Annotated in this window: 15 protein-coding genes; 2 read left to right on the top strand and 13 right to left on the bottom strand. The window is 72.5% G+C overall.

From position 1 onward, the window contains the following. Nucleotides 1–193 precede the first annotated feature (193 nt). The 4 genes from AC068D_RS27715 to AC068D_RS27730 all read right to left on the bottom strand — a co-directional run bounded on the left by AC068D_RS27715 (nt 194) and on the right by AC068D_RS27730 (nt 8,477). Complete coding sequence (locus tag AC068D_RS27715; protein ID WP_478825814.1) at nt 194–1,522, bottom strand: class I SAM-dependent RNA methyltransferase; 1,329 nt, start codon at nt 1,520–1,522, stop codon at nt 194–196. Nucleotides 1,523–1,653: 131 nt separating this feature from the next. Then, nucleotides 1,654–3,702: an APC family permease gene (locus tag AC068D_RS27720; protein WP_478825815.1), complete on the bottom strand. Its 2,049-nt coding sequence runs from the start codon at nt 3,700–3,702 to the stop codon at nt 1,654–1,656. 21 nt (nt 3,703–3,723) lie between these two features. Then, entirely contained in the window at nt 3,724–7,956 is a 4,233-nt protein-coding gene (locus tag AC068D_RS27725; protein WP_478825816.1) for an nSTAND1 domain-containing NTPase, read from the bottom strand. A 161-nt stretch (nt 7,957–8,117) separates the two neighbouring features. Further along, a complete protein-coding gene (locus AC068D_RS27730) occupies nt 8,118–8,477 on the bottom strand; it encodes a CU044_2847 family protein (protein WP_478825817.1) in 360 nt (119 codons plus the stop codon). 256 nt (nt 8,478–8,733) lie between these two features. Between AC068D_RS27730 and AC068D_RS27735 the strand changes: the two genes are divergently transcribed. Both AC068D_RS27735 and AC068D_RS27740 read left to right on the top strand, forming a co-directional pair. Continuing rightward, nucleotides 8,734–9,402, top strand: coding sequence for a potassium channel family protein (locus AC068D_RS27735; RefSeq protein WP_351230915.1), 669 nt, complete (start codon nt 8,734–8,736; stop codon nt 9,400–9,402). Continuing rightward, on the top strand, nt 9,402–10,082 hold the full coding sequence (locus AC068D_RS27740) for a potassium channel family protein (protein ID WP_478825818.1): 681 nt from the start codon (nt 9,402–9,404) through the stop codon (nt 10,080–10,082). The genes AC068D_RS27735 and AC068D_RS27740 overlap by 1 nt, the downstream gene beginning before the upstream one ends. A 354-nt stretch (nt 10,083–10,436) precedes the next feature. On the opposite strand, the gene AC068D_RS27745 is transcribed toward AC068D_RS27740, so the two are convergent. The 9 genes from AC068D_RS27745 to AC068D_RS27785 form a co-directional block, all read right to left on the bottom strand. Further along, entirely contained in the window at nt 10,437–11,177 is a 741-nt protein-coding gene (locus AC068D_RS27745) for a DUF3159 domain-containing protein (RefSeq protein WP_478825819.1), read from the bottom strand. A 3-nt stretch (nt 11,178–11,180) separates the two neighbouring features. Beyond that, the gene (locus AC068D_RS27750; protein WP_478825820.1) at nt 11,181–11,588 is read right to left on the bottom strand and encodes an OB-fold nucleic acid binding domain-containing protein; all 408 of its coding nucleotides are present in this window, start codon (nt 11,586–11,588) and stop codon (nt 11,181–11,183) included. Between the two features lie 161 nt (nt 11,589–11,749). Beyond that, nucleotides 11,750–12,433, bottom strand: a complete 684-nt coding sequence (locus tag AC068D_RS27755) for a response regulator (RefSeq protein WP_478825821.1) — start codon at nt 12,431–12,433, stop codon at nt 11,750–11,752. A gap of 63 nt (nt 12,434–12,496) precedes the next feature. Further along, nucleotides 12,497–15,040: an ATP-binding protein gene (locus AC068D_RS27760; RefSeq protein ID WP_478825822.1), complete on the bottom strand. Its 2,544-nt coding sequence runs from the start codon at nt 15,038–15,040 to the stop codon at nt 12,497–12,499. Between the two features lie 156 nt (nt 15,041–15,196). Continuing rightward, on the bottom strand, nt 15,197–15,931 hold the full coding sequence (locus AC068D_RS27765; RefSeq protein WP_478825823.1) for an ABC transporter ATP-binding protein: 735 nt from the start codon (nt 15,929–15,931) through the stop codon (nt 15,197–15,199). Between the two features lie 72 nt (nt 15,932–16,003). Beyond that, on the bottom strand, nt 16,004–16,909 hold the full coding sequence (locus AC068D_RS27770; protein WP_478825824.1) for an ABC transporter ATP-binding protein: 906 nt from the start codon (nt 16,907–16,909) through the stop codon (nt 16,004–16,006). After that, the gene (locus AC068D_RS27775) at nt 16,906–19,788 is read right to left on the bottom strand and encodes an FtsX-like permease family protein (protein WP_478825825.1); all 2,883 of its coding nucleotides are present in this window, start codon (nt 19,786–19,788) and stop codon (nt 16,906–16,908) included. The genes AC068D_RS27770 and AC068D_RS27775 overlap by 4 nt, the downstream gene beginning before the upstream one ends. After that, nucleotides 19,785–23,036 carry an FtsX-like permease family protein gene (locus AC068D_RS27780; protein ID WP_478825826.1) on the bottom strand — a complete coding sequence of 1,084 codons (3,252 nt, stop codon included), beginning with the start codon at nt 23,034–23,036 and terminating at the stop codon, nt 19,785–19,787. Before AC068D_RS27780 ends, AC068D_RS27775 begins: the two co-directional genes overlap by 4 nt. Nucleotides 23,037–23,533: 497 nt before the next feature. Next, a complete protein-coding gene (locus AC068D_RS27785; RefSeq protein ID WP_478825827.1) occupies nt 23,534–24,313 on the bottom strand; it encodes a DUF3710 domain-containing protein in 780 nt (259 codons plus the stop codon).

Here is a 24,313-nt window from a genome sequence, read left to right on the forward strand (position 1 = left end):
GTCCGCCGTCAGCGTCGCTTGCCCCGGACGTCCCCTTCGACGCTCGCCCTTTCGACAGGGCCTGACCTGCCCGATGGCTTGCCTGACGCTCCATCAGAAGAGCGCCAAATGAGCGTCACGAGCGTCATTTCAGCGTCAAGATATCGCCCGTAACGCCCACACCACACATAATGCGCACGGATAAAACCGCAGGTCAGCGGCCCTTTTCAGCAGGCTCCAGAATCGCCACGCACTCCACGTGGTGCGTCATCGGAAACAGGTCGAACGCCCGCAGCGTCCGCACCCGGTACCCGTTGTCCCGGAAGTAGGCGATGTCCCGGGCCAGCGCCGCCGGGTCGCACGCGACGTACGCGATACGGCGGGCGCCGAGGCCGGCGACGTACTCGACGGTGGAGCGGCCCGCGCCCGCGCGCGGGGGGTCGAGCACCACGAGGTCGGCCTCGGTGATGCCGGTGCGCGGCAGGACGGCTTCCACCTTGCCCTGTTCGATGCGGACGCGCGGCAGGTCCTCGAGGTTGTGGCGGGCGTCCTCGACGGCGCGCTTGCCCGACTCGATGCCGAGCACCGCCCCCTTCTCGCCGACCCGCTGCCCGATGGCACCGGCGAACAGCCCCACGCCGCAGTAGAGGTCGAGGGCAGTGTCCCCCTTGCGCGGCATCAGCCCCTGCATGACCGCCGCCACCAGGGTCTGGGCCGCCTGGGGGTGGACCTGCCAGAAGCCGCCCATGCCGACGCGGTAGGTGCGGTCGTCGGCACGTTCGCGGACGAACGGACGGCCGTGGACGCGGTGGACGCTGCCGTCCTTCTCGTGGATCCGCAGGACCGAGACCGGCTTGTCCAGTTCCACGATCGGCAGCCGCGCGCCGGGGCGCGGGGTGAGGATCACCTGGCGGTCGGAGGACCCGGTGGCCGAAATGGCCTCGATGGACGCCATGCCTTCCCAGGTGCGCTTCTCGACGCCGAGCTCGCTCACCCCCGGCGCCGCGATCATGCAGTGCTGCACCGGCTCCACCTCGTGCGAGCGGTGCTTGCGCAGTCCCGCCCTGCCGTCCGGGTCGACGGCGTACTGCACGCGGGTGCGCCAGGCCGGCACCTCGCCCGCCGGCAGCTTGTCGCCCTCGGCGGGCATGACGGTGCCGTCCCAGCCGGCCTCCTCGGGAGTGAGCCCCGCGAGCCGCTTCAGCTGCTCCGCGACGACCTCGCCCTTGAGCCGGCGCTGGGCGCCCGGCTTGGCGTGCTGCCAGTCGCAGCCGCCGCACTTGCCGGGGCCCGCGTAGGGGCAGGGTGCCTCGACGCGGTCCTTGGACGGTTCGATGACGCGTACGGCGTCGGCGCGCAGATAGCGGGAGCCCTCCTCGCCCTCGGTGACGCGGGCGACGACCTTCTCGCCCGGCAGCGTGTGCCGGACGAACAGGACGCGGCCCCCGTCGGTACGGGCGATGCAGTGGCCGCCGTGTGCGACGGGGCCGACCTCGACCTCGTACTCCTCCCCGACGAGTGAAGACTCAGGTGCGTTCTGCATGGCGGGGACGGCTCCAGGGTGACGGAAGGGGGCTGTCGCCCATGTGGACGACAGCCCCCCAGTCTACGTGGCCGGTGGGTGCCCGGATTCCGGGTGCGACCGCACCCCGGTCCCGGGCACCGTCGCGGGTCTCAGCGCTTGGAGCTGGGCTCCTTGGCGCGCTCGGTCACGGGACCGCGGCGCACCGAGCCCGGTGCGTTCCAGTCCTGGCGCTTCTTCGCCCGCTTCCTGGCGAGCTCCGAGGACTCCAGCTGGTACGGGACCGAGGTCACCATGACGCCCGGGGTGAACAGGAGACGGCCCTTGAGGCGCAGGGCGCTCTGGTTGTGGAGCAGATGCTCCCACCAGTGGCCGACGACGTACTCGGGGATGATCACGCTGACCGCGTCCCTCGGGCTTTCGCGCCGCAGGCTCTTCACGTACTCGATGATCGGCCGGGTGATCTCGCGGTAGGGCGAGTCGAGGATCTTCAGCGGCACATTGATGCCGCGCCGGTCCCATTCGTCCTTGAGCGCCTTCGTCTCGGCCGGGTCGACGTTGATGCTGAGCGCTTCGAGCTTGTCGGAACGCAGCAGCTTGGCGTAGGCGACGGCGCGCAGTGTGGGCCGGTGGACCTTGGAGACGAGCACGATGGAGTGGACCCGGGACGGGCGCACGGTGTCGTCGGTCGGCTCGTCGGGGGCGGAGATCTCGTCCGCGACGCGGTCGTAGTGCCTGCGGATCGCCGACATCGTCCCGTAGAAGATCACCATGCCGAGCAGGGCGACCCAGGCACCGTGCGTGAACTTGGTGACGAGGACGACGACCAGCACCAGGCCGGTGAAGAAGGCACCGAAGGCGTTGATGGCCCGGGAGCGGATCATGTGGCGCCGCTTGGCGGGGTCCCGCTCGGTGCGCAGATGGCGGTTCCAGTGCCGGACCATGCCGGTCTGGCTGAGGGTGAACGAGACGAAGACGCCGACGATGTACAGCTGGATCAGCTTGGTGGAGTCGGCCCCGTACACCCAGACCAGCAGGATGGCCGCGCCGGCCAGCAGCACGATGCCGTTGGAGAAGGCGAGCCGGTCACCACGGGTGTGGAGCTGGCGCGGAAGGTAGCGGTCCTGGGCGAGGATCGATCCGAGCAGCGGGAAGCCGTTGTACGCGGTGTTCGCGGCCAGGAACAGGACAAGGGCGGTGGCTGCGGCGAGCAGCACGAAGAAGAAGGTGCCGTCCCCGAAGACGGCGGCCGCGACCTGGGAGATCACCGGGTCCTGGACGTAGTCGGCGCCGACGGGCGAGCCGTTGCTGAGCAGGTCGTGGGCGGGGTTCTCGGCCATCTTCACATCGGTCGCCATGGCGAGGCCGATGATGCCGCAGAACATGGTGACGGCCAGCGCACCCATGAGCAGCAGCGTCGTCGCTGCGTTCCTGCTCTTGGGCTTGCGGAAGGCCGGGACACCGTTGCTGATGGCCTCGACGCCGGTCAGAGCGGCACAGCCGGAGGAGAACGCGCGCAGCAGCAGGAAGATCAGCGCGAAACCGGCGAGGCCCTGCTGCTCCGGCTTGATCTCGAATCCGGCGGTCGGGGCCTGCATGGTGTCGTCGAGGACGATCCCCCTGAACGCGCCCCAGGCGATCATGATGAAGACGCCGGCGACGAAGACGTACGTCGGGATGGCGAAGAGCTTGCCCGACTCCTTCACACCGCGCAGGTTCATCAGCGTCAGCAACACGATGATGCCGATGGCGCAGAACACCTTGTGCTCCACGACGAAGGGGATCGCGGAGCCCAGGTTCTCGACTCCGGAGGAGATCGAAACGGCGACGGTGAGGACGTAGTCGACCAGCAGTGCGCTGGCGACGGTGAGGCCGGCCTTGGGTCCGAGGTTGGTGTTCGCGACCTCGTAGTCGCCGCCGCCGCTGGGGTAGGCGTGGACGTTCTGCCGGTACGAAGCGACGACGGTGAACATCAGGACCACGACGGCCACGGCGATCCACGGGCTGAAGTGGTATGCCGACACACCCGCGATCGAAAGGACCAGCAGGACTTCTCCCGGGGCGTACGCCACCGAGGACAGCGGGTCGGAGGCAAAGACGGGGAGTGCGATGCGCTTGGGCAGGAGCGTTTCTCCGAGCCTGTCGCTGCGCAGCGCCCTGCCGATCAGGATCCGTTTGGGAATGTCGGTCAGTTTGGACACGGAGAGGATGGTAAGCGTTCCCTATCGCTCGCGCCCATCCACCACCCCCTGGAGACCGCCCGCGGGGCAGAGTCCGGTGGCTCTGCTGCCCGGCGGCAGCAGCCCGCGTTCGCGCTCCTCCAGCTCGCGGCCGACGACCCGGCACGTCAGCTCGCGCCATTTCTCGGGGGACAGCGGGAACGACCAGACGTCCGAGCCGATGATCTGAGCCATGCTGCTGCGGTCCTCCCCGAGATCACCGGTCGGGGAGGCGCCGAGCGCGAAACGGTAGACCTCCCTGCGCTCGTCGACGTCCCACCGGACCAGCTCGTTCAGCTCGGTGCGGACCAGCAGCGCCGAATCGGGTAGGTATCCGCTGAGCTCGGCGACGCCGGAGTACGTCAGTCGCTCGCCGTCCCAGGCGCCGCTCTCCGCGTCCCACACGCGCACCGCGCCCGCCTTGTCGAGGAGCGCGAGGCCGCGCCCCCCGGGCTCGAACGTCATCGACTTCAGGTCCACCAGGCGGGAGTCCCGGTCGGCCACGGGTACCTCGCCGACCTCACGGCCCTTCTCGAAGTCCCAGAGCAGCACGCTGTTCTCCCGCCCCGCGACCCTGATCGCCGCCTGCGGGCGGCCGGGGCGGGCGACCGCGAATCCGAAGGCGGCCTGCGCCATCCTGTCCGGATGATCGACGGCCGCCGGACGGAAGGTCGTTCCGGCGAGCCTGCCCGTGCCCAGATCCCAGCGGGACACCTCTCCTGCCGCCGAGACGACGGCCTTGTCGCCATCGAAGGTGATCGCGGGCAGCATCGGGGTCAGACCGGTCGCCGGGTCCCTGCCCACGGGGGCGACGCCGTCCCTGCGCGGCAGATCGATGGAGTGTGCCTCGCGCAGCCCCGGCAGTTCCCAGACCAGCACGCTCCTTCCGTCGGCGGTGGCCGCCAGCAGGCGTTGGCCGCCGGGAGCGAACCGCGGGAAGGCGCGGGCCAGCGGACGGGACGGGCGGACCCCGGCGAGCTGCCGGGCCGTCCTCACGTCCCACAGCCGTATGCCGCGCCCGTCGGGGTCGACGGTGGCCACCCTCAGACCGGACGGCTCCACTGCGCGCACCAGGCTGGTGAGCAGGGCGGTGTGGAAGGCGACCGGCCGCGGGACCCGGGTCTGCACGACCGTGCCTCCGAAGGCGACGGCGGCCCGCAATCTGTCTGGTGGCCCGAACACGGTGATCGTCGGCGTGTCGGCCCGGGTGGAGAGCTGCGGATCGGTCCGGGTCGCGGCGGGGAGCTCGAACACGGACCGGTGCCCGGTGGTGAGGTCGACGGTGAGGTAGGCGGCGCGGTCCAGTCCGGAGCCGTACCGCTCGGCCCCGGCGAACAGATACCGGCCCGTCGCGTCCAGCCGGGCGGCACGCAGCGGACACGCACCGCTGATCACATGCCGTGCCCTTGGCTGTCTGGTCGCCGTGTCCCACACCTCGAGGGTCCGGTCCTTGTCGTCGGCACACCGTACGAGAGTCGAGCCGTCGGCACTGACCTCCGCCTGTGCGGTCCCGTCCGTGCCGCCCGGCCACTGCGACAGCCGGCCGGTGCCCAGGGCCCAGCCCACCAGCCGGCCCTTGTCGCCCCGGGTGACGCGGGCGATCACCGCGTCGTCGCCGGGACCGAACCAGGCGCGCGCCACGTCCCAGCCCCGCGGCGGGGCGAGGACGGCGCCGAGCTGCCGCGCACCGGCCACGTCCCATACGGCGACGCCTTCTCCGGGCAGCGCGGCCAGCAGCCGGCGGCCCGTGCTGTCGAAGCGCAGATCCGCGACGTCCTGGAAGCTGCCACCGGTCCTGCGGGCGGAGCGCAGCGTCCGGCGCTTGAGATGTTCGTCGCCGAGCGCGACGCCGCCGAAATCGTCCCCGGCGGCGAAGGTGCGCCCGTCAGGGGCCACGGCCACGTGGCTCGCGGGGCCGAGGGGCTCGGGAGCGGGCTCGGCGGTGTCGAGTCCGACGCGGACGAGCCGCCCGCCCGCCAGCACCGCGAACATCCTTCGCCCGTCCTCGCTCACCGCGAGTTCGTCGATCCGGCCCCTGCCCTCCATCAGGACCTTGTCGACATGGCGCAGCCGCTGGTACTGCGCGGCAAGGCTGCCGGCGGCCTCCGGCTCGTCGGCCGAGTGGTACGCGGCGACGCTCAGCAGGGCGGAGGTGGCCATCGAGACGTCGTCGATCCGGATCGCGGACTGGGCGAGTTGACGCGATGCGGCCCGGCGCAGCTCCTCGTTCAGCTCGTTGTTCCGCAGGACGAACAGAAGGGAGGCGACGAGTGCCAGAACCGTCAGCACGGCCAGCCCCATGGTGATCAGCCGAGCGCGCCGTGCGGAGCTGCGGACGGCCTGACGGCTGGTCGCGATGTGCTGCCGCTCCTCGGCCGTGACATCGTCCGGGTGGGAGGCCAGCCACCTCTCCGCCGTGCCGAGGTCGCCCTCGTCGATGAGTTTCCCACGCTGCAGGTCGTGTCTGAGCTCCTCCTGCCAGGCGCGGAAGTCCCGCTCGTCGTCGAGCCAGTTGCGCAGGGTGTCCCAGTGCCGGATCAGCGCTTCATGGGACAGAGCGGCGACCCGTGGCTGGCCCTCGTCATGGCGCACGACGACCAGTCGGTTGACGGCGGAGGCGAGGGACCCGGCGAGCGCCGCGAGTTCCGGTGCGAGCCGGGAGAGGACGGCGGGACTCGAGGCGAAGCCCTTCTCGGCAGGGACGGCGAGCTGGACGAAGAGCCGCCGCGCACGGTCCTGTTCATCGGCGGACAGTTCCTCGCTCAGCACCTGCTCCGCGTGCACGGCGAGCGCTCCCGCCACCCCGCCGAGGCCGTCGTAGGCGGCGTGGGTGAGGCGGCCCTCGTCCTGCCGCTTCCACAGCTCGGTCAGCGCGAACTCGACGAGGGGCAACTGGGCGTCGGCGTCAGCGGCTTCGTCCATGATCCGTTCGACCAGGCCGTCCTGGAAGACCACACCCGACGCCCGGGCCGGGCGCTCGATCGCCGCGGCGAGCTGTTCACGGCCCATCGGGGGCAGCAGCAGCGTGGCGTGCTCGAGCAGGCCGACGGTGCGTGCGGTCACGAGGTCGTCGAGGACGGCGGAGCGCAGTGTGAGCACCGCACGCAGACCGCGGCTGGTGACGGCCTCCCCCGCCCGGGTCAGATCGGCGATCAGCTCCAGCATGTCCCGGGCCGGCCCGGGCGCTTCGGCCGTCAGCTCCTCGTACTGGTCGACGACGAGCATCAGCCGGCCGGTGGCCCGGACCAGCTGGGCGGCGACCGTCGCGAGTCCTTCTCCGGCGAGCAGTTCCGCCAGCTCGCCCGCCCTGTGGATGCGGTCGATCTCCCGTGTGTCGGGTTCCAGCAGCGGCACCAGGGCGTTGGCCAGCAGCCGGTGCGGTGTCTGACCGGCGACGGGCCTCAGTGTGACCGTGCGTACGTCCTGTTCGTGCAGGGCGGGCAGCAGCCCCGCATGGACGAGGGAGGACTTGCCGCTGCCGGACGGGCCGGTGACCAGGACGACGGGGTGCCGGGAGACGGCGGTGAGAAGGCGCCGTGTCTCGCGTTCACGGCCGTGGAAGACGTCCTTGTCCTCGGCGCGGAACGCCTCCAGGCCCCGGTACGGACAGGGCGTGTCAAGAGGCCCGAGAAGGTCGGGAAGTTCCTCGCGCAGGGTGCGGGACGAGATCAGATAGGAGGTGGTCCTTCCCTTCTCCGCGGCGACGGTCATGCCGATGACACCGCCGGTCTGTTCGTCCCAGACGGGTGATCCGCTGAAGCCTTCGGTGATGGGCGGCCCGCCGTCCAGCGAGTCCATCTGGATCCAGCCGATGGTCTGCCGGTCCCTGAGCACGGCGGAGGTCCACTTGCCTGCGGGGCGGCGATCGGGGAAGCCGAAGATCCGGGTGCGGTGGCCCCAGGGGTCGGGGGAGGCGACCAGCCGCAGCGGGCGTGCGCCTTCGGGCGCCGCTGTCCGCAGCCGCAGCACGGCGATGTCGCCGCTGCCGTCGTCCCGTACGGGCACATGGTGCTCCACCGTGGCCTCGGCCTCGGCTCCCTTCCCGAGGAAGGGGAAGTCGAGGACGAGCGTTCCTGCCGGGTCCGGCACCACATGGGCACAGGTCAGGACGAGATCGGGAGCGATCAGGAAGCCGGCGCCCTCGACCGGGCCCTTCCGGTGGCCGATACGGACCAGGGCGGGCTCGAGCGTCGTCCGTGACGCTTCTCCGCCGTCCAGCGGTGAACGGGAGTCCACTGGGGCCTTTCGTTTGGATCGGGCTGGATCAGTGAGCGGGGTCCGGTGCGTGCGATCGCAAGGCGGAGGAAGGAGCCCACGCGGAGCGTGGTCGACCGACGACAACGCAGCGAGCGTGCGTGCCGGGGCACGCCAGCCCGGCATGATCCAAACGCAAGGCCCTAGGCCTCCTGGCGGTCGACCCACTCCAGATGAACCGTGAAGTTGGCCTCGCTCGCCGCCTTGGCGACGACGACGCCGGCTTCGGCGCTGAGCTTGATCCCGAACTCGAGGGCGATGGTGTCCGGGCGGCGTGCCATGCCGGCCACTCCGTCGAGCACGGCGTCCAGAGCCGGGCGCACACGCTCCATCGCCTGCTGCAGGGTCTCCGCCGCTCCGTCGACCATGTCCCGGGCGCGGCCCACCCGGACGAGTGCCCCGTCCTCGGGATCAGGCACCTCGACGAGAACCGCCTGACCGTCTTCGAGCGTGATCTCACCTATGAACGGCAATGCGCCCTCCCCGTCCCCGTGGCCGGCCATGACCCGCCCGTGGGCCGACGCGACGATGAGATTAGCGTTGCGGCGGCGGCTGCGGTGGCGGATGCATCGATAAGGCCGGATCACGCCACCTGCGAACCGGCGGCCGGATGAGGGGTACGTCGTCGTCGCGTCATAAGCTCATCAAGGGCAACACCGCACGCGGTTGCCCCCGTCGTTGCCCGGCAGAGCCGAGAGAGAAGAGTGAGCAGGGTGTTTGCGCAGGTCAGCGGGATGACCAGGACTGCGGGGTAGATAGGTGCACATTGTCATCATGGGCTGCGGCCGCGTGGGAGCGGCGCTCGCGCAGACCCTGGAGCAGCAGGGTCACACGGTCGCCGTCGTCGACCAGGACCCGACGGCTTTCCGCCGCCTCGGCTCCGGGTTCGGGGGCCGCCGTGTCACGGGTGTCGGCTTCGACCAGGACACCCTGCGCGAGGCGGGCATCGAGGAGGCCGGGGCCTTCGCCGCGGTGAGCAGCGGCGACAACTCGAACATCATCGCCGCGCGCGTCGCCCGCGAGATGTTCGGGATCGAGAACGTGGCCGCTCGGATCTACGACCCGAGGCGTGCCGAGGTGTACCAGCGGCTGGGGATCCCGACCGTGGCCACGGTGCGCTGGACCGCCGACCAGATGCTTCGGCGTCTGCTGCCGTCCGGCGCGGAGCCGCTGTGGCGGGACCCTAGTGGTGGCGTTCAGCTCGCCGAGGTGCACACCTCGCCGGCCTGGATCGGCCACAAGGTGAGCAAGCTGCAGGACGAGACGGGTGTGCGCGTCGCGTTCCTGACCCGGCTGGGCGAGGCGGTTCTGCCGACGTCGCAGACGGTGCTGCAGGAGGGCGACCTGGTGCACGTGATGATGCGGACGGACGAGATCGAGAAGGTCGAGGCGGCGTTCGCCCAGGGCCCCGAGGAGGGCGGTCACTGATGCGGGTCGCGATTGCCGGGGCCGGCGCGGTGGGGCGTTCCATCGCGGGCGAGCTCCTGGAGAACGGGCACGAGGTGCTCCTGATCGACAAGGCGCCCACCGCCATCTCGGTGGAGCGGGTGCCGCAGGCCGAGTGGCTGCTGGCCGACGCCTGCGAGATCACGTCGCTGGACGAGGCGGCGCTGCAGCGCTGCAATGTCGTGATCGCGGCGACCGGCGACGACAAGGTGAACCTGGTCGTGTCGCTGCTGGCGAAGACCGAGTACGGCGTGCCGCGCGTGGTCGCGCGGGTGAACAACCCCAAGAACGAGTGGCTCTTCAACGAGTCGTGGGGTGTGGATGTCGCGGTGTCCACGCCGCGTCTGATGTCGGCGCTCGTCGAGGAGGCGGTGAGCGTGGGCGATCTCGTCCGGCTGCTGCGCTTCAGCCACGGCGACGCGAACCTGGTCGAGCTGACGCTGCCGCCGGAGTCCGCGCTGGCGGGCACGCAGGTCGGGGACGTGGCCTGGCCGGAGGACACCTCGCTGGTGACGATCATCCGTGGTTCGCGGGTGCTCACCCCGCACAACGAGGAGACCCTGGAGGCGGGCGACGAACTCCTCTTCGTGGCCGCCCAGGCGCGGGAGGAGCAGTTGGAGGACCTGCTGTCGGTCCGCCAGGGGGACGGTGCGCCGAGCTGACGCTCACATGCACAGCGGGCCCGGGGCGCCATCGGCTCCCCCGGGCCCCTTGTGTGTCCGGCCGCGCCGTGGTCCGGCGTTCTCCGCAGACCCGTGGGGCACCCGCCACGGCTGCCCCGGTCGAGCACCGCGCTCAGGGCCGCAGCCGACACCGGTCGGCCCGAGCGCGCCCCAGGCGAGATCACCGGTCGGACGGTCCGTCGCACGGGGCGCGCCCGCGTGCCCGCGCGTGGGACTGCATTGCGGAGTGCGGGCGGGGTGGGGGATGCGGCTGCACGCCGGCATGCGAAGGGCCCGGGACCAAGGGTCCCGGGCCCTTCGAGGCATGCGGTTCGACGGCATGCCCTTCGCGTTCTACCCCTCGCGTTCCCGTGCGGCAGCCGCCTCACGTTCCTCCGCGGCCCGCTCCTCGGCCTCCATCTCCGCGAAGACGTCGATCGGCGGCGGGGCCTTCGCCAGGAAGACCCAGGTCAGATAGACCGCCAGCAGGAAGGGCGGGATCTTGAGGGCGACCAGGACCCAGCCGAACTGGGTGGTGTCCGCCCACCAGTAGAGCGGGAAGAGGATCGCGCACTTGGTGAGCAGGATCAGGCCCCAGGCCCAGCTGGCCTTGGCGTAGGCCTTCTTGCGGCCGGGGTTGCGGGTGCGCCAGGAGAGGTTCTCCTTGAAGACCGGGCCGAGGATCAGCCCGATCAGCGGGACACCGGCGATGGTCGTGATGATGTACGCGAGGGCGAGGCCCAGCGTGTACAGCATGCCCGGCAGATAGAAGTCCTTGGCGTTGCCGGTCATCATCGCGAAGACGACACCGAAGGCCACTCCGAAGACGCCACTGAACGCGTGCTTCACGGTGTCCCGGCGGATCAGCCGTACGGCGACGAGGAGCAGCGACACCGCCAGCGCCGCGATCGCCGAGATGTGCAGGTCCTTGTTGATCGTGAAGATCGTGACGAAGAGCAGTCCGGGCAGGACCGTCTCCACCAAGCCCCGGACCCCGCCGAAGGCCTCGAACAGGGCGGCTTCCGTGACGGCCTTGACGTCGTCGTGGCCGCTGTCTTCCGGTTCCTGCGTGGTCGGCTTGTCGAGAGACGTCACCGGCTACTCCTGTCCGAGCGGTCGCAGCTCGTATTTGGGATTGAACAGCACCCGCCTGCCGTGGCTCATGGCGATCCGGCCCGAGGCGATCATCTTGCGGCCCGGCTCTATGCCCACGATGGAGCGCCGGCCCAGCCACACCACGTCCAGGGCGGCGGAGCCGTCGAACAGCTCTGCCTCCAGGGCCGGCACGCCGGCCCTCGGTCGCAGGGTGACCGTGCGCAAGGTACCAGTCACCTTCACGATCTGTCGGTCGCCGCAGTCGGAGATGCGTGTGCAGCCCGATGCCTGCGCGTCCTCCCTGAGCTCCTCGGACTCGAGGTCCTGCTGGGAGCTGGACAGACGGTCGAGCATCCGGCGGAAGCGGCCGGCCGGTTTCTCGCCGTTCTCGGATCGGGATGCGGCACTCATAACAGAAAGCGTACCGGGGCGCCCTCCGGCCTCGGTCAGGTGCCGCCCATCACTGCGTGCCACCACCGGTCCGGTCCGTTCCGGCCGGACGCCGGCGCGGCGGGCGCCGGCCCCGGGTCCGGTGCCGGCAGTGTCCCGATCCTGGCGGCGCCGGGCCGGTCTCAGCGCTCGAAGCGGTATCCCATACCGGGCTCCGTGACGAAGTGCTTCGGATGCGAGGGATCGGCCTCCAGCTTGCGTCGCAGCTGCGCCATGTAGACCCGCAGATAGTTCGTCTCGGTGCCGTATGAGGGGCCCCACACCTCCTGGAGCAGCTGCTTCTGACTGACCAGCCGCCCGGTGTTGCGCACCAGGACCTCCAGCAGATGCCACTCGGTCGGGGTGAGCCTCACGTCCTTGCCGTCCCGGTGGACCTTCTTCGCCGCGAGATCGACGGTGAAGCCCTCCGTCTCGACGAGAACGATCTCGTCGTCGCCGCCGGCGGGCTCGGCCCGGCGCACCGCGGCGCGCAGCCGTGCCAGCAGCTCGTCCATGCCGAAGGGCTTGGTCACGTAGTCGTCGGCGCCGGCGTCCAGCGCTTCGACCTTCTCGTCGGAGGTGTGCCGGGCGGAGAGCACCAGGATCGGCACACGGGTCCAGCCCCGCAGGCCCTTGATCACCTCGACACCGTCCATGTCCGGCAGGCCGAGGTCGAGGACGACGACATCAGGGTGGCGTGCCGCGGCGACCTGCAGCGCGGTCGTCCCGTCGGGGGCCGCGTCCACTTCGTACTTGCGCGCCTTCAGATTGATCACGAGGGCGCGTACGATCTGCGGCTCATCGTCGACCACGAGCACTCGGGTCATTCCTGCCTGCCTTTCCTTCTCTCGTCCGTGCGCAGGGGCTCTGCGAGGGCTCCGGGGCCGGGGTCAGCCGGTGACCTGGGCGGGGAGTTCGGGGGTGACCGGGGCGGCTGTGCCGGCGGCCCGGAGGGTGAGGACCATCGTCAGCCCGCCACCGGGGGTGTCCTCGGCGGACAAGGTGCCGCCCATCGACTCGGTGAAGCCCCGGGCGACCGCGAGGCCCAGGCCGACGCCGGAGCCGCGCGGGGCGTCGCCGTACCGCTGGAAGGGCTCGAAGATCCGTTCCTTCGCGTCGTCGGGTACGCCACGGCCGCGGTCCACCACCCGTATCTCGACCCGGTCGCCGAGCGCGCTCGCGGACACGACGACGGGTGTGGCGTCGGGACTGTACTTGACCGCGTTCTCCACGATGTTGGCCACCGCCCGCTCCAGCAGGCCCTTGTCGACGCGGACCATCGGCAGCGTCTCGGGGATCTCCAGTCCGACCGCGCTGTCCGGGACGCCGACCAGCGCCATGGGGACGACCTCGTCCAGGTCGATGTCGCGGATGAGCGGGGTGACCGTGCCCGTCTGCAGCCGGGACATGTCGAGCAGATTGCCCACCAGATGGTCGAGACGGTCGGCGCCCTCCTCGATGCCTTCGAGCAGCTCGGCCCGGTCCGCCTCGGACCATTCGACGTCGTCTGAGCGGAGCGAGGTGACCGCGGCCTTGATGCCGGCGAGCGGTGTCCGCAGATCATGGCTGACGGCGGCGAGCAGCGCGGTGCGGATGCGGTTGCCCTCGGCGAGCTTGCGGGCCTCTTCGGCCTCCCCGACGAGGCGCTGGCGGTCGAGGACGACGGCGGCCTGGGCGGCGAAGGCGCCGAGCACGCGCCGGTCCTCGGCGGGCAGTGGCCGGCCGGAGAGCGCCAGAGCCATGTGGTCGCCGACCGGCATGTCCACATCGGCCTGGTCGGGACGGTGGACGGGGTGCGGCCCGACGCTTCCCGCGCAGGTCCACGGGTCGACGTCGCTCTCCCGCTCCAGCAGGGCGACGGAGTCCATCGAGAACGTCTCGCGCACCCGTTCCAGCAGTGCCTCCAGGCTCGTCTCGCCGCGCAGCACGCTGCCCGCGAGGAAGGACAGGACCTCGGACTCGGCGCGCAGTCTGGCCGCCTGGTGGGTGCGCCGTGCCGCCAGGTCGACCACGGAGGCGACGGCGACGGCGACCCCGAAGAACACGGCGATCGCCACGATGTTCTTGGGGTCGGCGATGGTGAACCGGTGCAGGGGCGGAGCGAAGTAGTAGTTCAGCAGGAGTGAACCGAAGGCGGCGGAGGCCAGCGCCGGGAGCAGCCCGCCCAGCAGTGCCGCGGCCACCGTCAGCGACAGGAACAGCAGCATGTCGTTGGCGAGGCCGAGATCGGCGTCGGCCCGGATCAGCAGGAGCGCCAGCAGGACCGGGCCCACGAGGCCGGTCAGCCAGCCCCACACGATCCGGGAACGCCCGAGCCGTGCCCCCCGGGCCACGGGCAGCCCGCGGCCGCGCCCCACCTCGCCGTGGGTGACGATGTGGACGTCGAGGTCGGGCCCGGATTCGCGGGCCACGGTGGCTCCGACGCCGGGTCCGAAGATGTACTGCCAGGTCTTGCGGCGGCTGGAGCCGAGCACTATCTGGGTGGCGTTGACTCCGCGCGCGAATTCGAGGAGTGCGGAGGGGATGTCGTCGCCGATGACGTGGTGGAACGTGCCGCCGAGGTCCTCGACGAGGGTCCGCTGGACCGCGAGCTCCTTGGGGGAGGCGGCGGTCAGACCGTCGCTGCGGGCGATGTAGACGGCGAGTATCTCGCTCCCGGAGCCCTTGGCGGCCATGCGGGCCGCCCGTCGGATCAGGGTCCGGCCCTCGGGGCCGCCGGTGAGCCCGACGACGATGCGTTCGCGGGCCTGCCAGGTGGAACGGATGTTGTGCTCGCCCCGGTACTGCTGGAGGTACTCGTCGACGCGGTCGGCGACCCAGAGCAGGGCGAGTTCGCGCAGGGCGGTGAGGTTGCCCGGGCGGAAGTAGTTGGAGAGGGACGCGTCGATCCTGTCCGCTTTGTAGATGTTGCCGTGCGCCATGCGGCGGCGCAGTGCCTGGGGGGACATGTCGACCAGCTCGATCTGGTCGGCGCGGCGGACGACCTCGTCGGGGACGGTCTCCCGCTGCCGGATGCCGGTGATCGACTCGACGACGTCGCCGAGCGACTCGAGGTGCTGGATGTTGACGGTCGAGATGACGTCGATCCCGGCCGCGAGCAGTTCCTCGGCGTCCTGCCAGCGCTTGGCGTTGCGCGAGCCCGGCACATTGGTGTGGGCGAGTTCGTCCACCAGCGCGACGGAGGGACGGCGCTCCAGGACGGCGTCCACGTCCATCTCGGTGAAACCGGTGCCCCGGTACTCGATGTCGCGGCGCGGAACCTGCTCCAGGCCGTGCAGCATGACCTCGGTCCGCGGCCGGTCGTGGTGCTCCACGAGGGCCACGACGCAGTCGGTGCCCCGCTCGACCCGGCGGTGGGCTTCGGAGAGCATCGCGTAGGTCTTGCCGACGCCCGGCGCCGCGCCGAGGTAGATCCGAAGCTTGCCGCGTCCCATGCCCCTCATTGTCCTTCAGTGGCCGCCCAGGACGGCTGCGTCCGCCTCGGACGCCTTGTCGAAGCTACAACCATCGAATCCGACAAAAGGGACATGCTGCAGGGGGTCGGGAGCGTATTGACGCGATTCTGATGCGGCCGGGGGCGGACGTCCCGGCTACTGCTCGCTGATCTCGCCGTCGCTCAGCTCGAGCACCCGGTCCGCGAGGCCGAGCAGCTGGGCGTCGTGCGTGGCGACCAGGGCGGTGACCCCCTCGCTGCGGACCACCGCGCGCAACAGCTCCATGACCGCGAGGCCCGTCTCGGCGTCCAGCTGACCGGTCGGCTCGTCAGCGATCAGCAGCGCGGGGCGGTTGGCCAGAGCGCGGGCGATGGCGACCCGTTGCTGCTGCCCGCCGGACAGCTCGCCGGGCCGCTGGGCGGCGTGATCGGCGAGTCCGACGAGGGAGAGCATCAGTTCGACGCGCTCCTCGCGCTCGCGCGGGTCGGTCTTGCGCAGTCGCAGCGGTACGCCGACGTTCTCCGCCGCGGTGAGGATCGGGATCAGCCCGAAGGACTGGAAGACGAACCCGATACGGTCGCGGCGAAGCTCCAGCAGCCCTTTCTCACCGAGCCCCGAGAGCTCCGTGCCGTCGACGGCGATCCGCCCCTCGTCCGGGCTGTCCAGGCCGCCGACCAGATTGAGCAGTGTGGTCTTTCCGGAACCCGAGCGGCCCTTGAGGGCCACGAGTTCTCCGCGCGGGATCTCGAAGGACACCCCGCGCAGGGCGTGGACGGCTGCGGCGCCGGTGCCGTACGAGCGACGCAGGTTCTCGACGCGGACCATCGGCCCACCTCCGGGCTCTTCGGCCACGGCAGTGCCCGTGGTGTGTCCGGCCGTGCTCTCGGTCATGCGGTCCCCCGTGTAGCCCCGTGTGAACGATGCCGCGTCAGTATGTGCAGACGGCACGCGTCCGGACAATGGTCAGGAGCCCGGCGAGTCCCGCCAGACGCCGATGTGATCGGTCTCGGCGGTCAGCCGCACCCGGTGACGCAGCCCGTACCGCTCCAGGTGCTCCCGCGGAAGCTGCAGCCGCCCCGCCCGGTCCAGAACCGCGAACTCCTCGCCGTCCCCGCCCTGTTCCCGCAGGGTCTCCGTCGATGTACGGCCGTCCCTGATGAGCACCGTCCTGCGCACCTGCCCGGACACGAGCGGATCGTGCGTGACGACGAGGACGGTCGCACCGAGCTCTTCGTTGGCCCGCCGCAGCGCCGCGAAGACGTCCTCCCCACTGGCGGTGTCGAGTTCGCCGGTGGGTTCGTCGGCGAGCAGCACACGTGGGGTGTTGGCGGACGCGACGGCCACCGCGACACGCTGCTGCTCCCCTCCGCTGAGCTCCGCGGGGCGGCGGTCGCGGCAGTGGGCGATGCCGAGCGCGCCGAGGAGGTCGCCGGCCCGCGCCTCGCGCAGCCGACGGGGGACACGCGCGTACTTCATGGGCAGCATGACGTTCTCCAGAGCGGTCAGGTACGGCAGCAGATTGCGGCCGGTCTGCTGCCAGACGAATCCGACCGTCCGCCGCCGGTAGCGGACACGCTCCGCGCGCCTCATGGCCGGCAGGTCGTGGCCCGCCACACGGGCCCGGCCCGCCGTCGGCAGGTCGAGGCCGGAGAGAATCGCGAGCAGCGTGGACTTGCCGGAGCCGGACGCCCCGACGAGCGCGACGCATTCGCCCTCCTCGACCAGCAGATCGAGACCCTGGAGCGCCTGGACCTCGACGCCTTCGGTGCGGAAGACACGAACGACGTTGTCGCAGACGATGAGCGCGTCGTCGTCGGAGGCGACGCGTGCGGCGCGGGCGCGCGCCTCCAGTGCACTGAGCTCGGTCATCGGGCTTCCTCCCCCGGTCGCAGAACCGCGCCGAGGTCTCGGCGCCGGGCCAGCAGGGTCTCCACCGCAACGGCGACGGCGACGAGTACGACGAATCCCGCACCCAGTGCCGCCGCGACCGGCAGGCTGGTGGTGAGGGCCGGTTCCGCGGGTCCGCCGGTGAACTCGCGCAGCCCCAACGCCGGTCCGAGCAGCACGGGCAGCGCCGCCCCCAGCCCGATGCCGCCCACCGACGCGGCCACCACGACGGGCAGCAACTGCGTCAGGTGCAGCGCCGTCGTGGCACGGCCGCCGAGCCCGAGGGTACGCAACAGGGCCGCCGTACGGCCGCGTTCGGGCGCCGACAGCACCAGATCGAGCACCAGGGCGAGCAGGGCGAGCAGTCCGGCCAGCACCGAGCAGACGCCGTACCCGAGCGTCAGCGTGCGCAGCACACCGTCGTTCCCGGTCTCCCGCTCCTCCTCCGCGCGGACGCGCAGTTCTCCGGCGGGTCCGCCGGGTCCGGAGCGCGGCACGATCGCGCGCAGGGCGGTGGCGTCGGTCCCCGGCCCGTACAGCAGCAGGGCGCCGCCCTCGCTCCCGTGCAGCGGGATTCCCCGCAGCTCCGAGACGTCCGCGAGGAGCAGCGGTTCGTCCCGCCCCTCGCGGACCGGTCCCAGCGCGGGGTCGTTCGCCGCGTCCCCGGGCAGGGTTCCGACGATCCGGATACGTACGTCATGGCCCAGAAGGCGCGTCCTGTACGTCGTTCCGGTGGGCAGCCCGGGACCTGCGAGGGCACGTATCCCGGAGTCGCCGCCACCGGCGGCTGAGGCGGACAGTGCCCTCGCCGCGGGCGAGCCGGGAGCGGCGGCGGCGAGCCGGGACGCGTCCAGTACGACGAGGTCGGCCCTGCCCTCCCCGTCGCCGTCGCGGGCGTCGACCAGTTCGGTGCCGGCCCGGTGCAACCGAACGGCGTGACGCACACCGGGGGCGGCCGCGAGCTGCCGTGCCACGGACTCGGTTGCGGCGCCGGAGCCGACGAACGATGCGTCGGCTCCGACGTGCCGGTCCGCCGCGGTGCGGCGGCCCTCGGCGACCGTGCCGGTGACCAGGCTGCTGAACACCCCGGCGGCGAGGGTGACCACCAGGACGAGGAGCGCCGCTGCCCGGGCGGGGGCGTCCCCGGCCGCCTTCAACAGAGCGATCAGCCCTACGGCGCCTCGACCGCGCGCCGACCGGCCCGCCAGCAGCCGCAGGGACGGCGGATAGCAGCGGATCAGCAGCAGGACGACCGCGAGGCCGAGCAGCGCCGGCACGACGGCGAGCTGTGGATCAGGACCGCCGTCCAGGCCACGGGCCCGGAGCGCGAGCACTCCGCCTGCCGCGAGGAGCAGGACCACGGCCTCCGCAGTCAACCGGCGTGCGCGTCGGCGGCGGGGGTCCTGCTCGTGGTCGCGTGGCCCCCGGTCCCGTACCGCACGCCAGGTGAGCGCGGGCAGCAGCGCCCAGATCAGGGCGGCGACCGCGAGGCCCCGACCGTACGCCGGCCCGCTCGCCCCGCCCGGGGCGAGCGCCGCCGCGCAGGCGAGACCCGCCGCCAGGCCCGCCAGGACACCGGGGAGGGTCTGCGCGCCCCTGGCGCACGCGAGGCCGAGGGCCGACGCCCCGCGGGCGCGCTGCAGCCGGTGGGCGGGCAGCCGGCGCCGTACGGCCAGCAGCCCCGTCACCACGCAGGCGGCGAATCCCACACAGATCACGGAAGCGAGCGCGAAGGAGAGCAGTCCGCGGGCCCTCGTCCACTCGGCTCCGAAGTCGGCGACGGCGTCGGGAAGTGGGGAGCGGTGGCTGAGCGAGGTGGCGGGGTGGCGGCCGACAGCACAGTTCTGGCCCCCGAATGTCGAAGAGGTGCCGCAGTACTTCTCGTTGGCGCCGTCCTGGTGGCGCAGCAGCGCCCGCTGCAGCTGGTCCCGGCCCTGGTCCGTGGCGAGCCGTGCGGCGGTGGCGTCGTCGAGCAGCAGCCGTGTCCTCCAGACGACGGCGAAGTCCACGTTCGCCTGGCGCTGCAGCGCCTCCAGGGCACCCGCGCTGGTGAGGGCGACGATCCGGTGGTCGTATCCGGTGCCCTGGCCCGTGGTGGTGAGCGGTGTGGTGAGCGCAGGCACCTCGCGGGAGAGCCGGCTGTCCGCCGGGGTGAAGAACCCGACCACGACGGCGGTCCCGACGAGGGGCACCACTCCCCCCGGCCGCAGCGCGATGCGCTCGCCGAGTCGCAGGCCCAAGGTGTCCCGGGTGCGGGTGGAGACGGCCACTTCGGCCACTCCACGGGCCTCGCGCGGCGGCCGGCCCGCCGCATAACCGGCGGGCGCGGGTGCGTCGTCCGCGTACATCAGGCCGACCGCGACCTGGCGCCCCCGTACGACCGCCCGGGTCGGCGGCATCTCGGCCCGCACGGATGCGGGCACCATCGAACGCGCGATCAGCTCCGGCTCGGCGTCGGCGATCACGTCCCGGGTGCGGGCGAGCGCCTCCGGGAGAGGGGAAGGAGGGCTGTTCGCGGCGAGACCGCCGCCGTCCTGTCCCTCGGGCCCGAGCACGGCGGCGAACTCCACGCCGGACACGGTTCGCTGGGCCTCCTCGACACGTCCTGCGAGGGCCTGCCCGGCCAGTCTGTCGAGGAGCGGCGGAGCCGACGCGGTCGCCGCGGTGAGCAGCCCGACCAGAGCGGCGAGGCAGAGGAGCAACGCCAGATCCGCGCGCGCCTCCCGTACGAGTACGGGGTCCGGCCCCCACCGCGGGCGTCGGCCGGGGGCGCCACCGGCGGGTCCGGCGCCACCGCGGTCCAGGGGACGGCCTCGCCGTGCGGCGGAACCCTCGCCGGCCCGGCCGTCGGTCGGCGTCATCCGTCCTCCCCCGCCCTCAGCACACGTGCCAGGTCCACCTTCGACAGGAACCGGGCGGCGACGGTCACCACCGCGCAGATCAGCGCCGTCGTGACGGACGCCGTGAGCGAGACCCGCGCCCAGGGGATCTCGGTGAGCAGCCGTGGGTGGACCGCGCGACCGCCGGCGTCGACCGTGACGACCGGCATGATCAGCGTGGCCAGCACCGTGCCGAGGGCGGTGCCGACGAGGGCCGCCACCGCCGCGAGTCCCAGCTGCTCCGTCCACAGGACGGCCCACAGTGCTCTGCGCCGTACTCCCAGAGCACGCAGCAGGGCGAACTCGCGCTGCCGGGTGCGGGCGGACAGGGCTGTGTGGAGGGTGAAGGCCACCACGGCTAAGGGCGGGGCGAGCAGCAGGCAGAGCCTCAGGGCCTCCCGGGCGCCCTTGCGCACCGGATCGGCGGCCAGCGCCGCCTGCCGCGTGGGCACGTCGTCGGCGGTGCCCAGGCGGGGGTCTGCTCTCACCGCGCGAAGCGCGGCCGAGGCGTCGGCGGTGCGCGTGGACAGCAGCCACGCGGCCTCCGGGCCGGGCAGCCGGCCACCGTCGGCCAGCCGGGCGGCGATGGCACGGGAGTCGGCCAGCACGCGGGGGTGACCGCGCTCCGCTCCGGGAACGGCACCGATGCGTCCGGTGAGCCGCAGGCCCAGCACCGTGCCGTCCGCGAGGGTGGCGTCGACCCGGTCGCCGACCTTCACCTTGCCGGTGGCGAGGAGCGCGTCGTCGGCGAGCGCGGGCACCGGGCCGTGTGCCCGGCCCGTCCCGACGGCGAGCCTGAGGTCCCACTTGGGATGCGGGACGGACACGTCGGGGCCGCGCAGGACCGCGTCGAGCAGCGCCCCCCGCCGCGGCCGGTCCTGGCAGAGCACGGGCCCCGCAGCCCCCTCCTCGCGCTGCTGCTGCTTCGCCCCGGGGCAGCCCGCCGCGTACCTGCCCGGACGGCCGGAGGTGTCGCGCCATGTGGGCGCCCGGGTCACTCCCGGGACCTGGTCGATCGTGAGCCGGTAGGTGCGCCGCAGGCTCTCACCGTGCATGCCCAGCTGCAGTTGGAGGATGCGGACGGGTCCGGTTCGTGCGGGGACGGGGACCCGGACCAGCTGCGGCCGGCCATCGGTGTCCGGGAGGGCGACCGAGCCGAGGTGGCTGAGGCCGTCGCCGTCCTCGTAGTGGACGGTGAGCCGTACGGGCACGGGTCTGCCCGGCCCGTCGACAGCGAGCCGCACGCGCAGGGGAAGCCGGTCCCCCGGTGCCGCGAGGGTCAGGCCGTGACCGGGCCCGGACCGGCCGAGCGGCGCCAGCAGCTCGGACAGCGGCCGGTCGGCGAGATCGGGCCGCAGGGTGGGCACGGGACCCTCGGTGGTGTTGATCCCGGTGATCCCGATGCGGCTCCGGCCGACGGTCGCGGGCAGTTCGAGGACCGGGGTGACCCGCGAGACGCCCGGGAGCGCCTCGTACGCGGCACGGCGGCCGCCGCCGGGCAGCCCACCGCCCTCCTCGGACCCCGGCTCGATCCTGAGGTCGGAGCCCACCTCGAACACCGCCTGGTCGTGGTCGCCGCGGTCCAGGATCGCCAGAGCGGTGGAGCTCAGCGCGGCAACGGCCAGTGCGAGGGTGACGACGAGGGCGGGGCCGGCGTGGCGTGCTGCCCGACGGCCGATCTGCCAGCCGGCGAGCGGAAGCACCAGGCCGCGGCCCCGGCGCGCAAGCGGATCGAGCGCGCGGGCGGCGAACGGCAGGAGACGCAGCGCCAGCAGTGCGGCTGCGGTGGTCATGGCGACCGGAGCGAGGACGAGCACCGGGTCGACGGCTCCGCCGTCGACGGAGAGTGGTGAGCGATAGCGGCGCAGCTGGAGCCAGCCGAGCAACCCCACCGCGGCGAGTCCCACGTCGGTGCCCGCGCGCTGCAGGCCGGCGTGCCGGCCGATGCGCAGGCGCAGCCGGGACACGGACCGCCGGTCCCGTACGGCCCGGAACGTCGGCAGGAGTACGGCGGCGCCGTGCACCAGAACGGCAAGGAGCGCCGCCGACCAGGCCGCTGTGAACACCGGCGCCGGGGGCGGGCCGCCGCCGAGCGCCCTGAGCAGCGGCTCGGCGAGGAACGGCGCGGCGCACCCGGCGGGCACGGCCACGGCAGCCCATTGCGCGGCGGCGCCGCCCGTGAGGCGGGACGTCCCGGCGCCCCTGGCCGCGAGCAGTGCGAGCTCGGGACGGCGGTGCTCGGCGAGCTGACGTGCGGTGAGGACGAGAGCGGCGGCCGCGAGTGCGGCCAGCAGCGTCGCCGGGACATAGAGCCCGGCGCGGGCGACCGCGACCGGTGTTTCCAGCCGGACCAGCGCCCCGGCGAGGCCGTCGGCGACTTCGAGTCCGGCCTTGGGCGGCCCCTTGCCGCGGAAGACGGACAGGGCGGTGTCACTGCGGCCGAAGGCGCGCATCCGTCTGCCGAGCGGCTCGATGTCACCGAGCCGGAAGCCCTGCACATCGGGCTGCCCGATCCAGATGTCCCGGGCGTCCCCCGCCAGCCCTGGTGTGCTCAGGAACGCACCGCGGTCGACGACGACCAGGTCCTCCGGTCCGCCGAAGCGCCCGGACAGCGCGTTCCACAGGGCAGGGTCGCGGTCGCCGGTCCCGTGGATTCCGGTCACCCTCAGCCGCAGGCTCTCCCCGGCAGTGGCACGGATTCCGAACTCGCTTCCGGCTCTGAGCCCCAGCCGGGCGGCCAGCGCCCTGGGCACGGCGGCTTCCACGACCGGCCCGGCGGCTGCCGGCCAGCGCCCCGACAGCAGCGTGGCGTGGGCCGCCGGGGCCCCAAGGGCGACCACGGATGCCGTCACGTCGTCGCGCGGGGCGCCGTCCTCGCCGGTCACGGCGAGCGCGGTGGAGAGGGAGGCGGGGGCCCGCAGGGTCGCCACGGTGCGATGCGGGACGTCGTCGAAGGCACGGGCGACGGCGGCGCGTGTCGCGGCGTCCGTCCGGTCGTACCGGTCGCGGTCTCCGTTCGCGTGGGGGCCGCTGACCGTGACCGCCGCGTCCTGGTCGGCCGCGAGGCGCTGTCGTGCGCCGGATTCGACGGCGCCCTCGGCGAGTGTCGCGAGAGCGGCCAGCACGGTGGCGGCGAGCAGGACGGCGAGGCCGGCCGCGCACAGCACCAGTCCGTGCTGACGGACATGCCGCAGCAGGGCAGGCGTGCGCGGCGATCCTCGTTCCCCCATGAGCCCCCCTGGTACCGGTGGTACCGCTCACCCCTTGGACGACGGCCAAGTATCGGGGAGAACAACCGCAAGCAGCAAGGGAGTTGAACGCCGAGTTCAGCGCGTCGAACACGGACGTGCGCACAGGAGGCACAAGCGGAGGACCAGGGAGCCGGCCACGCGCAGGCCCGGCGCTCAGCGCGCAGGCCCGGCGCCTGGAAGGACAGGCCCCGTCGTCCCTGTGCGCCCCGGTCGACCCCGCCGTCCTGTGCGCACCCGAGGGGTCGGCCCTGCTGTCCGTTCCCTCCCCGTGGAGTCCCGTCGGCAGCGCGGGCAAGAGAGGCGTCGGTCTGCGAGGCGCGTGCGGCACGGGCGGGGAGCTGGGCCGGGGCCACGGCCTCGATCAGGGTGCGGGCCGCCGTCGAGGGGGCGCCCCCGGCCCGTGAGACCGGGGACCGGCGCCCGGAAAAGCGGACGGGCCGCACCCGTCACGGGGTGCGGCCCATCGCGGTGGATCGTCAGCGGACCTCGGTGATCTCGGGTCCGCGCTGCAGCTGTCCCATCCCACCGGAGAAGCGGGACGTCTCCTGCTCCTCCTGCTGGACGCCCTCGGGCACCATCTGGGCGTCGTTCGGCAGCTTGAGGACGATCGGGTCGCGGGGCGCCATGGGGCCCTCACCACGTACCACGACCGTGTCCTTGAAGACCTGCTCCAGCAGACCGGCCGCCTGCGGCTGTACCGCGCCCTGTCCGGAGATCACTCCGCGCAGGAACCACCGCGGCCCGTCCACACCGACGAAGCGCACCAGCTGCACGCCCCCGGTGCCGTCCGGGAGCTGGACCGGCACCTGCGCCCGGAGCTCCCAGCCCAGCGGGCCCTCGACCTCGTCGATGACGCCGCCCTGCTGCGTGATGCCGGAGGCGATCTCCTCGCGGACCTCGCCCCAGATGCCCTCCTTCTTGGGCGCGGCGAACGCCTGCAGCTGGACCGCACTGTCGCGCAGCACGACCGTCGCCGCGACGATCGCATCGCCCGCGACCTCCACGCGCAGCTCCATGCCCTCGACTCCGGGCACGAAAAGACCGCCCAGGTCCACCCGGCCCTCGCCGGGCCTGGTGACCTCGGAGACGTCCCAGGGGCCGTCGGGCCGGGGCGCCGGCGGAAGGTTCACCCGGCGGGGCTCATCCTGCTCCGTCGCCGCGTCCTCCGTGTCGAGCTCGTCGACGACCTGCTCGGCCTCGCCCGCCACATCCGCTGCATCCCCAGCGGAACTGCTCTTCTTGCGACGTCCGAACAC

This window comes from Streptomyces sp. NPDC043861, from assembly GCF_056435905.1.

Bases quoted from the DNA above. Each gene is read 5' to 3' on its own strand.
- AC068D_RS27740 (WP_478825818.1), top strand. From the start codon at position 9,402: ATGCGGGTCGCGATTGCCGGGGCCGGCGCGGTGGGGCGTTCCATCGCG.
- AC068D_RS27765 (WP_478825823.1), bottom strand. From the start codon at position 15,931: ATGACCGAGAGCACGGCCGGACACACCACGGGCACTGCCGTGGCCGAA.
- AC068D_RS27770 (WP_478825824.1), bottom strand. From the start codon at position 16,909: ATGACCGAGCTCAGTGCACTGGAGGCGCGCGCCCGCGCCGCACGCGTC.
- AC068D_RS27750 (WP_478825820.1), bottom strand. From the start codon at position 11,588: ATGAGTGCCGCATCCCGATCCGAGAACGGCGAGAAACCGGCCGGCCGC.
- AC068D_RS27780 (WP_478825826.1), bottom strand. From the start codon at position 23,036: ATGGGGGAACGAGGATCGCCGCGCACGCCTGCCCTGCTGCGGCATGTC.
- AC068D_RS27775 (WP_478825825.1), bottom strand. From the start codon at position 19,788: ATGACGCCGACCGACGGCCGGGCCGGCGAGGGTTCCGCCGCACGGCGA.
- AC068D_RS27715 (WP_478825814.1), bottom strand. From the start codon at position 1,522: ATGCAGAACGCACCTGAGTCTTCACTCGTCGGGGAGGAGTACGAGGTC.
- AC068D_RS27730 (WP_478825817.1), bottom strand. From the start codon at position 8,477: ATGGCCGGCCACGGGGACGGGGAGGGCGCATTGCCGTTCATAGGTGAG.
- AC068D_RS27755 (WP_478825821.1), bottom strand. From the start codon at position 12,433: ATGACCCGAGTGCTCGTGGTCGACGATGAGCCGCAGATCGTACGCGCC.
- AC068D_RS27760 (WP_478825822.1), bottom strand. From the start codon at position 15,040: ATGGGACGCGGCAAGCTTCGGATCTACCTCGGCGCGGCGCCGGGCGTC.